Consider the following 15,541-nt stretch of genomic DNA (forward strand, 5'->3'; position numbering starts at 1 on the left):
GCCTTTCTGTTATAAGACCAGCGTTTAGCGGACAACATGGCGCGCATGTAAAGACCATTGCGACCGCTCTCCGCTCTACGTTGCTGTTAAGACTGCCAATCTCCTCTGATATGCACGCTTTGCACGATGCCCAAAGCCGACATGGTGCTTACGATAAATGTGCCGCCATAACTGATCAGCGGCAACGGAATGCCGGTAATCGGCGCCAAACCAACGGTCATGGCGATGTTGATGAAAATATGGCAGAAAATCATGGCCGCCAATCCGACGCATAACAACCTGCCCATTTTGTCGCGCGCCACCGCGGCTGACCGCAGGGCGCCGTAAATCAGCACCGCAAAAACCGTCAGGGTAAAAAGGACCCCGGCAAAACCTTTTTCCTCGGCGATCACCGCAAAGACAAAATCAGTCGGCTTGACCGTCCGCGGCAAAAATCCGAGTATATTCTGGGTGCCCCGCAGAAAACCTTTGCCGAACAAGCCGCCGGAGCCGACGGCGATCCGCGACTGGGCCTTGTTCCATCCCGAACCGAGCGGGTCGCGCCCGCTGTCAAAAAACACGAGAATCCGCTCCCGCTGGTACGGGGTGATGCCGGCGCGCATCAATAATTCCTTGTGCTCCTGCTCCGGCAATCCGAAGCGCGCCGGCAGAAAAACAACGGAGAGCGCCAGCAGCACGATCAAGCCGGCGGTAGCCAGGAAAAAGAATATTGTTTTTCCCGGCGCGCCGGCGGCGAACATCACGCCCAGCAGGACCGGGAAAAATACGATTGCCGTGCCCAGATCGGGCTGCTTGATAATCAGCGCGGCCGGCAAAAGGGTGACAAGCACGCCGATAACGGCATACCTTAAGCGGCGCACCGGCCGGCCGGGCCAGCCGAACAAACGGGCGAGCACAATCGCCAGGGCGATTTTCATGAATTCCGCCGGTTGGAAAAGACGCGCCCCGCCCACCTGCAGCCAGCGTTTGGCCCCGTACATCTCCAGCCCGATATGCGGCACAAAAACCAGCGCCAGCAGGATCAGGCCGGCCGCGTAGATCCACCAGGCCAGACGGGTCAAATAATGATAATCCGTCAGGGCAAAACCAAGGAAACAGGCAAAACCCAGCGCCGCCCATCCGATCTGTTTCTCATACAGCCGTATGCCCTCCCGATCGGCCATGTTGGCAGTGGCGCTGTAGATGAACACAATGCCCAGGCCGAGCAGAACAAACATGGCCGCCAGAATCGGAAAGTTCAAGCGGCGCAATTGCTGAATTATGTTCCTCATAGATGACATTGAAAATCCGGATAAAAAAATTCCGTTTCCGCGCTGGTTTCTGTTTTCAAATTTTGCGGCATTTATTCTGCGCTCCGCCTCTCGTCCGCAAAAATTTCCGCCATCATTTTTCCCAGCCGCGGTCCGACGTCGGCCCCGCCGCTGCCGGAAGCCGCATCCATGACCATGGCAACCGCGTACTGCGGACGGGCGAAAGGCGCAAAGAGAATCATCCAGCCGCGCTGCCGGCCGGAGCCCTTCCGGCCGAATTCGGCCGTGCCGGTCTTGCCCGCCATTGCGACCTGCGGCAGGCCGGCCAAATGGCCCGTGCCGGAAGGTTCGCAAACAACGCGGCGCATGCCTTCCCTGACCACCGCCAAATGATCGGCCGACCAGCGCAGGTCGCGTTCAAGAATCGGCGGGACAGGCTCAAACTCGCTCTGGTCGTGCCGTTTCCGGCCGATGACAAGCCGGGGACGGTATAAACGCCCCCCGTTTGCGATGGCGGCCGCAAACATCGCCATTTGCAGGGGCGTCACCAGCAGGTCGCCCTGGCCAATGGCGATATTGCAGGTGTCGCCGTCGCGCCAGAGCTCGCCTTTTGTCTGCCGTTTCCAGCTCTTGGAAGGAAGCAGACCGGCGGACTCGCCGTCAAGGTCAAGCCCGGTCTTTTCGCCGAACCCGGCGGCCAGGGCCATATGATAAATCGCGTCATAGCCGCACTGCAATCCCAGTTTGTAGAAAAACACGTTACAGGATACTTCCAGCGCGCGCGCGATATCAAGGTCGCCGTGCGCCACGCCCCCGTGGCAGGAAAAAACGCGGCCGCCGAGCGCAAGCGAACCGTCGCATTTCAGGACCGTGTCCGCGGTGGCCTTGCCCTGAATCAGGGCCGCGATGGCAATCAACGGTTTAAAAATGCTGCCGGGCGCATACGAACCGGATATGGCGCGGTTAAAAAGCGGCTTGCGTTTATCCTCCACCAGGGCCTGCCAGGTGTGAACCGCGAGATGCGGATAAAACATACCGGGATCAAAACCCGGGGCGCTGGCCATGGCGAGAACATCGCCGTTTTCGGGATTCACGATTACCGCCGCGCCGCATTCGCCGGCGAGCGCCTCCTCCGCCAGACGCTGCAGGCGTAAATCCAGACTGAGGCGCAGGTCGCCGCCGGGAACAGGTTCGCGGATGCTTTCTTCGTCATGCTTGAATCCCGCCACGTCAATCCGGATCAAACTCCCGCCCGCGCTCCCGGCCAGCCATTTATTATAGACTTTCTCCAGCCCTCTTTTGCCTTCCATGTCGGGAAGATAATAGTGATAATCCCGCTCGGTATCCTCGCCGGCTTTGCCGGTTCCCACATATCCGATAATGTGGCCGGCCAAGGCGCCGCAGGGATAGATGCGCTTTGGATAGAGCGCGATATCCGCGGCGGGAAAATGCATGCTGATTTCCGCGAAACGCGCCATGGCCTTATGGTCAAGATGGAGCCAGACCGGCATGGGCAGGGGCTTGCGCATGTAAATATGGTCGTTGATCCGCCTTAAGGTGGTCTGCGGCTCAACGCCGGTAATCCGGGCCAGTTCCTGAACCATGTCCCAGGCTTTCCGGGCGGTCGGACGTTTTTTGCCGGAACGCAGCAGTTCTTCAAGATAAATGCATATCCCGTAATCCGGCTGGTTGCCGGCCAGGCATATCCCATTCCGGTCAAAGATCCGTCCGCGCACGGTCGGCAGACGCACGCGGCGGATTGACTGCCGGTCCTGGCTGAGAAGATAGTCATGTCCCTGCCCGATCTGAATAAACCAGATCGCGCCGGCCAGCAGGGCCAGGCTGCCGAACATTATCAACGCCAGGATCAACAATCGTTTTTTTTCCCGGTCAGTTAGTCGCATGAATGTCATCTGAAATATCATCCGAGGGGCAGACGCCGGTCATCAACTCCAGTTTCTTCAACAGGAAGTATATCGCCGGGAAAAAAAACGCGCCGTAAATCGTCGTGCCGATGAGTTTAAGAATAAACAGTCCGGGCTGAAAACAAAAAGGCGTGCGGCCGGAGAACAGGAGGAAGAAAAGGACAATTAACGGCACGCCGGCCCCGATCACGGCGCCCAGAAAAACATTTGTCATCGGCTTCCCGCTGAAAACGGCATGGCGATAATAATACAGAACGGTTCCGAACGCCGCAAACGCAAGCGTGCTCCCGCCCGGAGGCAAAGCGCCGATACTGTCGCTGATTATCCCCCCGAGCAACGCGGCCGAAAGCATCGCCGGCGCGGAATGGGTAAGGGCAAAATATGCCGCCACGCTCGCCAGAACCGGCGGCCGCGCAAATCCGATAAAAGCCGGCGCGGGGATGGTTTGCTCAATAACCACGCCGAATCCTATCGCCATCATCATAATAACCGCGCTCATGGGGCTATTTGCTCCTGTTCCGTTTGTCCGGGCGCCGGCCCGTTCCTCTCAGGCAGAACGATAAAAACCACGTCCAGCGATCTGAAGTCCGCCGCCGGCGTAACTTCGGCGTATTGAAAAAGGCCGGAAGCGTCAGCCTGCACGCTCTTGACATAGCCGATAACCAGGCCCGCGGGATAAACCCCGCCCAGACCGGAAGATATCACTTCGTCCGCCGGATTGATCTCGGCATCCTTCGCGATATAATCCAAGCGGCAGACGGCGGGGCCCTGCCACGACGCGCCCTGGCCGCGGACAATCCCGAAAACGTCCGAACGCGCAAGACGGGCGGCGATTCTTACCTTGGGACTGGTCAGGAACAGCATGTCCGCCGTGGTGCGGGAAACGTCAACAATCTGACCCAACAGCCCATCCGGACCGATGACGGGAAGACCGGGCCGGATGCCGTCCTCCCCGCCCTTGTCAAGCCGGGCCGTCTGCCACCAGCCGTTGACGTCCCGCGCCAGCAGTTGGGAGGGCAGCAGGCGGTAGCCGGATGTTGATTTCAACTTAAGCAACGCGCGCAATTCCCGGTTTTCCCGCTCCAACGGCTCGCTTTGCCGGATTTTATCGCGCAAAGTTTCATTCTCCAGGCGCAACCGCCTGTTTTCATCCGCCAGTTCTCGCTTACTGCGGGTGAAATCACCTGCCCGGTCGCTTGCCCGCCGGAACCCCGCCTGCGGAACGGCGAAAATATCCCGGATAAATCCCGAGACGGCGTTCGTCTGTTCCGGCGGCAGACTGAACAAAACGCCCATCAGAATGAAAAAAAAGATAAAAATAAAAATATCGCGTTTCATATTGCGTGTCTTGCAAAGCGTATCCGGCATTTCACGCGGCAAACGATGAAATACGCCTCACGGATTCAGACGGCGGAATAACGGCGGGAGAGACACCATTCCATGTGAGAGTGAAAACTTCCGGCGAGAAGAACGTTTGCGGGCGGGTTCAAACCGGACCGGCAGTCCTGGTCAAGCGCCGTAACTGGCCACTTTGCGCAAGAACTTGAGCTCGTGCAGAACCATGCCCGTCCCTTCCGCCACGGCGCTGAGAGGGTCGTCAGCCATATGAACCGGCAACCCGGTTTGTTCGGCCACGAGTTTGTCTATGCCGTGCAGTAAAGCCCCCCCTCCGGCCATGACAATCCCCCGGTCAACCAGATCGGCCGAGAGTTCCGGCGGACAGCGCTCAAGCGTGAAACGCACCGCCTCCACGATGGCCATGACCGGTTCGCGCAGCGCTTCCCGGACTTCTTCAGAAGTGAGGGTCAGCGTTTTCGGCAATCCCGCCACCAGGTCCCGGCCCTTGACCTCCATGCTGGTTTCCTCGGCCAGGGGATAGGCGGATCCGATGTTTATCTTGATCTGCTCGGCGCTGCGTTCGCCAATCATAAGGTTATACGCTCTCTTCATATACTGAATAATGGCCTCATCCATTTCGTCGCCGCCCACGCGGACGCTGCGGCTGAACACAATGCCTGCCAATGAAATCAGGGCCACCTCGGTTGTCCCGCCGCCGATATCAATAATCATATTGCCGGCCGGCTCCTGGACCGGAAGCCCCACGCCGATCGCCGCCGCCATGGGTTCTTCAATTAAATACACTTCTCGGGCGCCCGCGTGCGCAGCGGAGTCTTTTACCGCCCGTTTCTCCACCTCCGTTATTCCGCTGGGTACTGAAATAATGATTCTGGGGCGGACCATGATGCGGTTGCCCTGCACCTTGCGGATAAAGTAGCGCAACATGGCCTCGGTAATTTCAAAGTCGGCAATAACGCCGTCCTTCATCGGCCTGATGGCCGTTATATTACCCGGCGTGCGGCCCAGCATCCGCTTGGCTTCCGCGCCGACCGCCAGAACGCGGTTGGTCCCGGTTTGAATGGCAACCACCGACGGTTCCCGCAGCACAATTCCCCGGTCTTTGACATAGACCAAGCTGTTCGCCGTGCCAAGGTCTATGCCAAGATCGTTTGAAAACAGATCAAAAATCCGCCCCAGCATATTTCAGTCCTTTGAAAATTATTACTGTTTGGAGTAAAAATTATGCAAAAACCAGTGATTGTCAATAAATAAAATCAGAAAAAGCGGGCGCCCGCATAACGGGTGCAAACGGCGTGCAGCCGCGTTGCGGCCTACGTCGCTCACGTCTTTCGCTGGCGGGCAATGCCCGCCTGAGCGAAAGCGAATATTGCACGAAATTCGCGCAATATTCGGGTGATACAACTTTGTGACAACAAGGAGGTTCATTATGCATTTCTTGAACGGCATACCGAGGACATTCTCGGCGCCTATTCGTGTTTTGACCGGATCATCATCCAAGGCGCCCTGCCCGACATTGCCCATGCGGACGCTATCACGCAGTGGTTCTTCTGGCATGATAAACTCACCCATCGCACCTTTTTCCGTTACGACACCGGCCGCTGTGTCCACTACTGTAACGGGCACAACTGGCTGGCCCGCCGTATGACCAGGGCCGGCATTTCCTTCACGCAAGTGAATTACTATGTTGAAGCAGATTTGCAATATTATTCCGGGACATCTTGTGAACAAGCCAAGGCTGTGTTACCCCTGGGGGTAACACAGCCTTGGAACATTACCGAAAAAGAGTAAAAAAATCTTGCAATTTATAAATTAAGTGATATTTTTAGTTTTAAAGAGCTATGGAGCACCATGGCGCATGAAATAAAATGAATATACAAGAATCAATATTGGACGGTAATTCTAAAATTCCCAAGTATTTCCAATTAAAGAATATTTTATTGCAACAGATATTGGAAAAGAAAGCGGACGAAAGATTTTACTCGGAACGCGAGTTGGCAGCCTTATACAAGGTAAGCGTATTTACAGCGCGCCAGGCGCTGGCCGAACTGGTCAAGGGGGAAAAACTGGTCAGATTACATGGTAAAGGCACCTTTATTGCCAATCATTCAAAAACAATAAAGCTGGAAGACGCCAGAATCGGCTTGGCATGGCAAGAGGACATAGAAGTGAATGGTGTTGTTTTTACATACGAGATATTGAATCTAATGGCCGACTGCGACCGCCGGCATATACATTTGTCAACCTTTACCTATCCCAGGCAGGGATTGCGTAATTCTGCCTGCCTGTTGCGCAATATGTTGGATCAAAAGCGGTTGGATGCGCTGTTGATCTATTGTGTTCCCCTTGATATTGGCGATATAGCATGGCTTCAAGACAGACAGGTTCCGTTCATATTGGCAGGAACAGACCTTTTTGAGGACAATATATTTAGTGTCATGGGAGATGTTTTTGAGGGAATACGCATGGCAATGAATCATCTGGCCGAACTGAAACACACCCGGATTGGCCTAGTCAACACCGCGATGAATAATTATCTCAAGGCAACGGCCGTTTTGGGATATCGTTCGGCTCTGGACAAGCGTGATATTCCCTTTAAGCCGGAGTTGATTATAGATATGCCGTACGGCGAAGATATAGATCTTGGCCGATTTGACAAGTGGGTGGAGGCTGCGCGTCCGACCGGCATTCTAACGGTGGAAGAGGTAATGGCACTGGGAGTTATGAAAAGACTTTTGTGCACCGGTAAATCCGTGCCCGGAGATATCTCGGTGATCGGATACAGCGACCGGCTGCCTCCTTCGTGTTACCCGGTATCCCTGACCACGATAGACACCCGGATTCGCATTCAGAATCAAAAGACGCTGGATTTATTAAGCGATATGATCAGCGGCAAGCCTGTGCAACAACAGCATGTCAAGATTGCGCCGGAACTGGTTGTGCGCTCATCAACCGCCGTTTGTCCTTCCTTTTCATATGAACAACAAATTGATCATCCGGAAAAATATTCCGCAGCGGCCAAAGCCGTCACGGAACCAGGGTATAATCGGAGGCAAATATGCAAGACGCCGCAAGAATATTAAAACGTCACCCGGCCAATCCGCTGCTGCATGTCAAGGATTATCCCGGAACAGCCCAGCTTTACAATCCCTCGCCGGTAATTTACAATGACGAAACCTTGCTGTTGGTTTCGGTGGTGGAACATGCGGCCAGACGCGGCTATGGCCGGGATGTTGGGCAGACAAGAATCGCTAGAAGCAGCGACGGTGTTCATTTCGCCCTTGGCATGGAAGACTTCATTGGCGTGCAGTCCGAAGAATTTCCCTGGTCCCTTTGTCATCATTTCATAGATAACCGCGTTACAAAAATAGACGATGTTTATTATATCGTGACGCCGGTTATGGTCCGTGATTTCGTCTCACCCGTGGGCATGCTTGGAAGGACCATGGATTTTATAACCTATGAACGCATGGGGATTATTACCCAGCCGCGCAACCGGGGAGCATCGCTTTTTCCGGAAAAAATCGGCGGAAAATACTGGAAGCTTGACCGGCCCGGCGGCGACACCCGCTGTAGCGGCGACCTCTGGATTTCATCGTCGCCCGATCTACTGCACTGGGGCGGATTTCGGCCGGTATTGGCGGCCAATTACCGGTTCTGGAACGAAAAAAAGATCGGGCCGACTCCGCCCATAAAAACGGACAAAGGCTGGCTGGTGATAATTCACGGGGTTTCTGCTCCTGCCGGAGGAACCTATTATTACATTGGCGCCATGCTGCTGGATTTGAAAGAACCATGGAAAGTGATCGGGAAAACGAACAGTTATATTCTGGGGCCTGAAGAGGAATACGAGCGGCACGGCAACTGCGATAATACCGTTTTTCCATGCGGCGCCATAGCGGATCAAGCCAAGGATGAACTGCGGCTCTATTACGGGGCTTGCGATCAATGTGTTTGCCTCGCCACCGGCAGCCTCAACAGCCTTATCCAAGCTTGCCTTGATGAAATTTGAAATTGAGAAAAGAATGCCGGGGAAAGCCGGCAAAGAAACGTGCGTGATTGTGAACGCATAACGGCGGTGATTGCGGACGGTATTGCGGAACAGGCTGAAAATCGCAAAAACAACCGGTTCGGCTTTCGCAAACTTTTGGGCGATGCCAACCCGTCATGCCATAGGCAGATATCCGCCTCTGGCGGAAAATTAATCATTCGGAAAAACATTCCTTGACGGCCAAAGCTGTCAAGGAATCAGGAGCCTTGCATGTCCACTCAATATAAAACACTCCTGTTGACATTTTTCGGGATGTTAATGGTTGGCGCGAATACTTTTTGCGGCAATGTGAGGCAGCGCGTGTGGACAAAATATTTTCCCAATATCACTCCACATTATTCGGGATATGAGCCTGAATTCGAGGAGGTGTCTACGAATTACGTAACCCCACATACAGAATGGGCAAAACCTTGGAGTCTCGGACAGGTAAAAACATTGGCGCTTGCGCCGCGCGTGTGTCACCGCGATACCGTGGAATTGGCGCAATGTTTGGATATGGCCTTTGACACCTTCGGCTCTTTTGGACGCACTAGGCTCAGCGGAATAACCGGACCAGAGTTCGACGGCACCCCGGTCTGCGCGTTTGCCGGTTTCAGCCAACAGGATCAGGTTCAACGCCTGAAGAATATTTTGACAAATAATTATGATGTTTTGATTATGGGGGGCATGTGCTGGGCGGCATTCCCCTCAGACATACAGGCAATCATTTTGGAGAAGGTTGAGAAAGGAACTGGATTAGTCATCGGTTTCACCGGTTCCGGCATGAAAAACTATGTGCCTGGCGTCATTCAATCCGCGCCGACCGTTGGACAAACCGATTCATCGTGGGTTTGCTCGGGAATTCCTTTCACCGCCTTATATGGAAGCGAGGGATATAAATCCGACAGAGAAGCCGCCATGGCAATCGTGAGCCTTAAACAATTCGGCAAGGGGCGCGTGGCAATATTGTCCTTGGGTGGAAATTCTGAAAACACCTATTTTGTTCCGCCATTGCCGGCGCAACCTGCATGGAGAATATGGCAGGTGGATTATTATTTTTCACTTGCGGCAAAAGCAGTGCTCTGGGCATCCGGCAAAAATCCGGCAAAGAGCGTCGTATGGACCGTCAAGAATCAACGAATAGTGGTTGATGGCGATTACAACGCCAAAAGTGCCGTTCAATGCGTGAAAATACGCAACGATCTCGGGGAAATCGCGTGGGAAAAAGATATTTGGGAAAACGAGATCGCCCTTCCAAGCCTGGCGCCCGGCAAATACCTTGCCGATATCGTTTTAAAAAAGGAAGGCAAAAACCTCGATTGGGGAACTTGTGTTTTTGAAATAAAAGGAGACGCGCAAATAAGTTCGGTTGCCGTCACCCCGGCTATTGTGGAATCCGGCTCCAGTATGTCCCTCTCTACAATGTTAGAGGGAAATACCAGGAAGGAATTGTATTTAAATGTCCGATTATGGGACATGTATGAAAGACTTCTCGGCGAGATAACTCAGAAAGCTCCGCCGGGACAAAAGTTGATCCAAACGAAAATTGACGCGAGAAGCCCTTTGACTTGTTTGATGAAGGGACGCCTGGTTCTTAATGACGCTGCCGGCCACGAAGTAAGTCATAAGGAAATTTTCATTCCCGTGAAAATTCCATATATCGCGGATGATTTCGGGTTTCTAACGATGGAGGATGGATTCAATGAATACCCTTGGTATTATGCCCGCAAGGAAATGCGCGCGCTTGGCATGAATCTGGCGTACACAAAAGTATTCGCGGATACTCATGCTTCCCTGAACAATCCGTGGATGTTGTGCTGGGTCAATGCTTTGGCGGGCATCCAGCCGGTGCCTTGGATCACGTCATATCGCGGGGATATGTACAGGGAGAATGCTGCGGACAAAACTCATTACGAACGGACGCCGTGTCTGAGCGATCCGGAATACATCACCATGGAAAAGGAAAGAATTCATCGGCTTGTACGCGAGGCAGTCGTTTTTGGGCCGCCGGCTTATTGTCTGGGTGACGAAAATTTTTTATCGTTGAATGACGTGGAGATGTGTTTTTCCAAGCATTGCATGGAAGGATTCAGGAAATATCTTAAGGCGCTGTATCTTCGGCTTGAGGCTCTAAACTCCGAGTGGGGAAGCAGATATAAAACGTGGAATGAAATAACGCCGCTTACGCTGGCGGAAGCACGCGCGCTCGATCAACCGGCACGGTGGGTTGATTTCAGACTCTTTATGGAGCGCGTATTTCTCGGCATTCATCAGGCTGGCGCCGCTGCGGCGAGAGAATATGCCCCTGATGCGCGGGTGGGTTTTGACGGGCTTTTTAACACAACCAGTTTTACCGGTTATGATTGGTGGCAATTGTCGCAAAATTTAGATTTTCTGGGCGTCTATCCCGATCACCTTCAGACCGAAATATTAAGATCTTTCCATAAAAACAAATCCATTACCGGACGTTGGTGCGGCGGGTACCGGAATTTGACAAGCTTTAAAGAATACGGCCATTGGGAGCCGTGGCATACATTGTTTCACGAGATGAACACAGTATGGTGGTATAATATGATTGAACGCGCCGCCAACGGTATTTTCTGCTCGGATACGATGAACCCGACTTCATTTCAGCCTTTCCCGGTCCTTCAGGCAACGTCCACGGAGGTTCTGGAGATCAAAGGCGGGATCGGGAAACTGCTCTTGAATGCCAAACGCGATACGGGCGGTATTGCGATCCTGTATTCCCAATCCAGTCTGCACGCGGCGACGTATTATGCAAAGCATGGAAATTCCAATGACAGCGCGCTTGATTTCATCAGAATTCTGGAGGATCTCTGTCATCAATATCGGTTTATCTCCTATGAGCAACTGGCGCAAGGAATATTGACGCGAGAAAAATATAAACTGATAATTCTTCCGAGTTCAATAGCGTTGTCGGAAGCGGAACGAGACGCTCTTATGGCCTTTTCAAAATCTGGCGGCCATGTCGTTGCGGACACAATCCCCGGAATTTATGACGAACATGGGAAACCCCTGGTTCCTGATATGCAGTGGGCGGAATGGCAAAAGAACAGCGTAGAAATAGTCGGAGATAAAGTCAGGGGCTATAAGAGGGGGAAATCCGGAGATATTGAACAGCGGCATCGGTTTTCAGGCAAACTGAGCGAAAAAGGCATTTCGCCGGAATTTTCTGTCAAAACCGACAAGGGCGATTTGTATGAGGGGGAACTGGTTGTATTTAGCGATCATGACACCCGGTATGTTGGGATGTTGAGAAGTCATTCGCCTGCGGTTAAGAATCAGGGCTTGGTGATAATCCTGCCCGAGAAAAGACATGTTTACAATGTCCGCGCAGGCCGCTATCTCGGATATCAGGACAGAATCAGCGATGAATTGAAACCCGGCATGGCCGGATTATGGGCATTGTTTCCCTCAGAACAGCCGAAAGATTTAATAATGTTGAATGTACAACAGGAAGCCGACATTGGCGGAAATATTGAATATAGCGTCAGGTTAAAAACCGAATCACCCGGATGTCACGTGGTTCGGATAACGGTGAAAAATCCCGACGGTATCGCGCAAAAACATTATAGCCGAAACCTGATTGTAAGGAACGGCGCCGCAACGGATATTGTGCCGCTGGCGTTGAGTGACAAGGCCGGCAGCTGGAGAATCCACGCAATGGATGTTGCCACCGGCTCTTCAATAAATAAACGATCTGCCGTCAAACGAAGGGGGAACATTGGATCAATAGATGAAAGGAAATGAGGATGAAAGTTATGAGCAAATCGTTTTTGGTGGCTTTATTTTTACCGCTTACGGTTATAACCGGTTTGACGAACGTAGAGACACTGATTGTGCCCAGAGCGACAGCGCCTGAAATTGACGGGCAAATCAAAGGTGAAGAATGGCGCGGCAGCGCAAAGGCGGGCCTGTTTGTGCATTTAGGAGGTTCCAGTAATGCCGCGTCCGACCAGACGGAAGCATTCATTATGCGTGATTGCGAGAATATTTACGTTGCGTTACTCTGCCATGGTTACAATCCAACGCAGGATCCGGCCGACGATGAAACGGAATTCCATTTTAACGAGAACATGGAGCTCCAATCTACCACACGCCAGTTTATTATGAACTCGCGAGGCGTCCGCGCCGCCAAGAAAGCAGCATCCGCAATCGGAAGTAATAACACATGGGCCGTGGAAATGGCCATTCCGCTTGCCGATTTGAAAATTAAGCCGGATGAGGGAACGATGTTTCGCGGGCATTTTTGCAGAAAAGTGTCGTCTAAGAAAGAATACAGCTCTTGGCCGCCGATCTTGTCCGACAGTTTTCACGATTTGTACAATTCGGCCCGTTTTATTTTCGGCTCATATCAGGCAGTAATCCTGCAAAAGTTGGGAATATTAATCAGAGAAACCGAAAAGATATATGTCGCGGATGCCATGAATGCCGACAGGGACGCCATTTTGAATGAGGCGCGCAGATTGGAGTCAAAATTCAAGGCAAAGGCTGATTTATCCCCGGAAGAATTTCATGAGGCAATAGATGAAGTGATTAAAGTTGAGGATCAAAAGGCGGCGATGGATCGTCGGATTTTCAGGGAACTCTCCTTGCGTCACCTGGAGAGTTTGATTGAAAGCACGGGCAATTTGTCGGCATCCGATGAAATAGCAAAAGAAAAATCCGGGCTTTTGGATGATATGCAAAAACTGGCGGCGGCGGTTAAAATAAAGGGAGGCCTGTCAATAAGTGAATTTTACGCGACAAACACAAAGGTATCGGAATTGGAAGATCGCAAAGCGGCCTTAGATGTTAAACTCGTACGCCGGAGTTTTGGCCCCATGGCGGCTGCGCCCGGGGCGAAACAGCCTGATGGAAATATCTTTTTGACGTCTGACGCGGCGCGGGGCGGCTATGACTTGCCTGAAGTCTGGACAAATCGTCAGATTCTGGGAAAGGATTTCTGGTTTGACATATGTTATTATCCGTCATTTTGGCAGAAGGTCGGCTTGGAAGATGAGCCCTTTATAAAGGATTCGTTGATGCGGATCGGGAGCTCTCCGATCATCAGAGAATATCCTTATAAGATTACTAATTTTGAATACGATTTTTTTGACCCACAGTCCGTGATATATCGTGCCCTGCATGAAACAGACAGGCCGTTCGCCGTGTACGGAGAGATTGGGCCTCTGGATATCGCTCCGTCGGTTTGCCGTCGTTTTTTAAAGGAGTACGGCGACAGGTTTGCCGGTTTCATGGCCGATGAATGTTTCGGCAACAAAGCTCGCGAAAGATGCTGGATGGCAATGGGGTTGCCATATCCGCGCACCCGGCAGGAAGCATTTTTGGGATTTACGGCCGCCTATTTCAATTCAACCATTAATACCAATATTAATATGTTTTATTTCAGGAGTTGGGCGCTTACCCATCTGGTATTCCGCCCCTGGACATCCTGCGGGACGGCAACCTATCTGGATCACTGGATATTGGAGCTTGGGGCCCCGTACAGCGGCGAGGAACTCGGCGCTTCAGGAATTGTATGCACGCCCATGCAGCTCGCGTTCTCGCGCGGGGCGGCGCGGCAATACAGAAAGCCGTGGCGGACATATCTGGCGCTATATGCCGCCGGAGTCGCGGGCGATTCGGCAATGAGCTATTCGGGGTGCCTTTCTCCGGAATGCCGGAGGGGAACAAAATTCGGGCCATACAGCGGAACATCTCTCTCGCTGCAACGGCGGCAATTGTTCGCCGCGTACATGTCGGGCGTCAATATGATCAGAGATGAACACGATCTCGAACCATATCCTGGTAAAAACGAACGTCTCTCAACTTATGTGGCGCTTTATGATTGGCGCCATATCGATAAAACCGATCCATTGGTGAAAGTTATGAGAGATAAACACTATTATCTGTCGCCGGCCGGCGAAATCCGTAAAGAATTATATGATAATATTGTCAAAAAACATGACCGCGGCATGGCTTATACGCCTGTGGGTTTGATCTTTGATCGATATCATGGATTCATACTGAATTACGCAAGGAATAGAATCTTGGGGATTTTGCCCTACACGGAAGGCGATTATATGATGCGAGCCGTTAATAACTCCTTGTTTCCCTGGGAGGACAATGTCAGAAGTGAAGGACATACGATGGTGACTTCTCCTTATGGCGATATGTTTGATGTGCTTACGAACAATGCCAGACTGGAGACTTTGAAGACGTATAGAACTCTGTTATTGGTAGGTAATGTTGATTTGGACAAATTGTTTGCGCAGCGCCTGCTGGACTACGTCAGCGAGGGCGGCACATTGTTGATAAATGCCGCACAGATCAGCGACGGAACATTGCCCGAGGCATTTCTTGGATGCAAAATATTGAACGAGCGCGGCGAAGGTCGAATATGGTACAGCCTGTTGGATGGAGAGGCGGCAGCCGAGCGGAAATCGTTCGGATATCGGCGACTGAAACCGATAAGCGCAACCCCTTTGATCATTCGCGCGGACGGCGATAACAAAAAAGACGCGTTGGCGACTATGAACGAATACGGCAAGGGCCGCGTGATCCTGACCGCGCCTGATTACTTGTATGAAGTTGGAAGTCGCAATCGGATGTTGAATATGTTCGGCTACCTGATGGGACATCTGCGGGATGAATTGTTGCCGGTCCGGTGGGAAGGAAATGTGGAAGTTTTGGTGAACAGGAGCAGCAGGGGTTGGGTGGTAACGCTGATCAACAATGAGGGGGTGCTCAAAAAGGGTGGACAAAAGGAAATGATTGATGATACAAAAAAGGCCGATGTGCGGGTAACATTGAACAAGGCGGCCGGCGGCCCGGAGGTGAAGAAAATCGCGGAATGGGTCAAGGGAGAAAAGCTGGAGATGCGGAAAACGGGTAATGAGGCCGAGGTCAAAATAACGGTTCCGCCGGGCGATGTTCGTATCCTGGAGTTCCGGATGAATTGACATAAAGATGGAGGT

Annotated in this window: 10 protein-coding genes; 5 read left to right on the plus strand and 5 right to left on the minus strand. The window is 52.4% G+C overall.

What is annotated here, in order from left to right:
* Positions 1-86: 86 nt before the first annotated feature.
* The 5 genes from rodA to PHP98_00895 form a co-directional block, all read right to left on the minus strand.
* Positions 87-1,271 carry a rod shape-determining protein RodA gene (gene rodA / locus PHP98_00875; GenBank protein MDD5482192.1) on the minus strand — a complete coding sequence of 395 codons (1,185 nt, stop codon included), beginning with the start codon at positions 1,269-1,271 and terminating at the stop codon, positions 87-89.
* Between the two features lie 71 nt (positions 1,272-1,342).
* On the minus strand, positions 1,343-3,154 hold the full coding sequence (gene mrdA / locus PHP98_00880) for a penicillin-binding protein 2 (protein ID MDD5482193.1): 1,812 nt from the start codon (positions 3,152-3,154) through the stop codon (positions 1,343-1,345).
* Positions 3,141-3,674 (minus strand): hypothetical protein, encoded by a 534-nt coding sequence (locus PHP98_00885; protein ID MDD5482194.1) that lies wholly within the window; start codon positions 3,672-3,674, stop codon positions 3,141-3,143. The genes mrdA and PHP98_00885 overlap by 14 nt, the downstream gene beginning before the upstream one ends.
* Positions 3,671-4,513 (minus strand): rod shape-determining protein MreC, encoded by an 843-nt coding sequence (gene mreC, locus PHP98_00890; GenBank protein MDD5482195.1) that lies wholly within the window; start codon positions 4,511-4,513, stop codon positions 3,671-3,673. The genes PHP98_00885 and mreC overlap by 4 nt, the downstream gene beginning before the upstream one ends.
* Positions 4,514-4,684: 171 nt before the next feature.
* Positions 4,685-5,713: a rod shape-determining protein gene (locus PHP98_00895; protein MDD5482196.1), complete on the minus strand. Its 1,029-nt coding sequence runs from the start codon at positions 5,711-5,713 to the stop codon at positions 4,685-4,687.
* A 213-nt stretch (positions 5,714-5,926) separates the two neighbouring features.
* Here PHP98_00895 and PHP98_00900 point away from each other — a divergent pair, with 213 nt between their 5' ends.
* The 5 genes from PHP98_00900 (at position 5,927) to PHP98_00920 (ending at position 15,526) form a co-directional block, all read left to right on the plus strand.
* Positions 5,927-6,322, plus strand: a complete 396-nt coding sequence (locus PHP98_00900; GenBank protein ID MDD5482197.1) for a hypothetical protein — start codon at positions 5,927-5,929, stop codon at positions 6,320-6,322.
* A gap of 77 nt (positions 6,323-6,399) precedes the next feature.
* Positions 6,400-7,614: a substrate-binding domain-containing protein gene (locus tag PHP98_00905; protein ID MDD5482198.1), complete on the plus strand. Its 1,215-nt coding sequence runs from the start codon at positions 6,400-6,402 to the stop codon at positions 7,612-7,614.
* Complete coding sequence (locus PHP98_00910) at positions 7,590-8,543, plus strand: glycoside hydrolase family 130 protein (GenBank protein MDD5482199.1); 954 nt, start codon at positions 7,590-7,592, stop codon at positions 8,541-8,543. Before PHP98_00905 ends, PHP98_00910 begins: the two co-directional genes overlap by 25 nt.
* Positions 8,544-9,017: 474 nt before the next feature.
* Positions 9,018-12,332, plus strand: a complete 3,315-nt coding sequence (locus tag PHP98_00915; GenBank protein MDD5482200.1) for a beta-galactosidase — start codon at positions 9,018-9,020, stop codon at positions 12,330-12,332.
* Positions 12,333-13,006: 674 nt separating this feature from the next.
* Positions 13,007-15,526 (plus strand): hypothetical protein, encoded by a 2,520-nt coding sequence (locus PHP98_00920; protein MDD5482201.1) that lies wholly within the window; start codon positions 13,007-13,009, stop codon positions 15,524-15,526.
* Positions 15,527-15,541 lie beyond the last annotated feature (15 nt).

The sequence above is a fragment of the Kiritimatiellia bacterium genome (genome assembly GCA_028715905.1).
In the GTDB taxonomy this organism is placed as follows: Bacteria; Verrucomicrobiota; Kiritimatiellia; order JAAZAB01; family JAAZAB01; genus JAQUQV01.

What these genes read in the sequence shown, in the direction of transcription:
- rodA (MDD5482192.1), bottom strand. Translation starts at nt 1,271, where the DNA reads ATGAGGAACATAATTCAGCAATTGCGCCGCTTGAACTTTCCGATTCTG.
- mrdA (MDD5482193.1), bottom strand. Translation starts at nt 3,154, where the DNA reads ATGCGACTAACTGACCGGGAAAAAAAACGATTGTTGATCCTGGCGTTG.
- PHP98_00885 (MDD5482194.1), bottom strand. Translation starts at nt 3,674, where the DNA reads ATGAGCGCGGTTATTATGATGATGGCGATAGGATTCGGCGTGGTTATT.
- mreC (MDD5482195.1), bottom strand. Translation starts at nt 4,513, where the DNA reads ATGAAACGCGATATTTTTATTTTTATCTTTTTTTTCATTCTGATGGGC.
- PHP98_00895 (MDD5482196.1), bottom strand. Translation starts at nt 5,713, where the DNA reads ATGCTGGGGCGGATTTTTGATCTGTTTTCAAACGATCTTGGCATAGAC.
- PHP98_00905 (MDD5482198.1), top strand. Translation starts at nt 6,400, where the DNA reads ATGAATATACAAGAATCAATATTGGACGGTAATTCTAAAATTCCCAAG.
- PHP98_00910 (MDD5482199.1), top strand. Translation starts at nt 7,590, where the DNA reads ATGCAAGACGCCGCAAGAATATTAAAACGTCACCCGGCCAATCCGCTG.
- PHP98_00920 (MDD5482201.1), top strand. Translation starts at nt 13,007, where the DNA reads ATGAATGCCGACAGGGACGCCATTTTGAATGAGGCGCGCAGATTGGAG.